This is a genomic window from Vibrio sp. 1249-1, assembly GCF_033340495.1.
This window is the reverse complement of sequence record NZ_JAWOWJ010000758.1, coordinates 1-617: the sequence shown is the minus strand read 5'-3', so window position 1 is coordinate 617 and position 617 is coordinate 1. Positions and strand designations below refer to the sequence as shown.

1 protein-coding gene is annotated in these 617 nt (G+C 40.5%); it reads left to right on the top strand.

Going from position 1 to position 617, the window contains the following annotated elements; translation table 11 throughout:
• Positions 1–322: 322 nt before the first annotated feature.
• Positions 323–617, top strand: a 295-nt coding sequence (locus R7Z50_RS28755; RefSeq protein ID WP_318149916.1) for an AbgT family transporter, incomplete at its 3' end; no start/stop codon positions are given.

Below are 617 nucleotides of genomic sequence, written 5' to 3'. Positions count from 1 at the left end.
CTATGACTTCACAGTACAGTGAATTCGAAAACTAAGTTCAATTGCATACATGGCTTGAGACAAAGTCGTGGATAATTTCTTTTTGATGCCGGGTTTGTCTCAGTTAATGAATGGTTTTCGAACTGTTAATGCGGTTGATGTGCTACTGTTTTTATTATGTTTAATTGGAGTGGCGTTTTTGCAAAATATGTCTCCAATTATGGAAAAAATCATAGAACCTTGTGCTTTCCCTATCCTTATTTACTAGAATGCTGTGTTGATAATAGGCCGTTATAATTATTCAAATAGGCCTTGGCACCAACATCATTCATATGGAGTTACCATGAGTAACCAAGCTGTAAATAAGGCACCATCATCGAAGCCGAGCGGGATGGATCGCTTTCTAAACTTTATCGAGCGTGCAGGTAATAAAATTCCTGATCCTGCGATTTTGTTTTTCTGGGCACTGATCATTACTTGGGCTGCGTCTGCACTTTTGTCGAATGTGACTTTCGACCTTCCAAACCCTCGAACGGGCGAAGCTCTTACCATTACTAACTTACTTACGGGTGAAGCTCTAGCAAGTTTCCTTGCTAACATGGTCACTACGTTTACTGGTTTTGCACCTCTAGGCATCG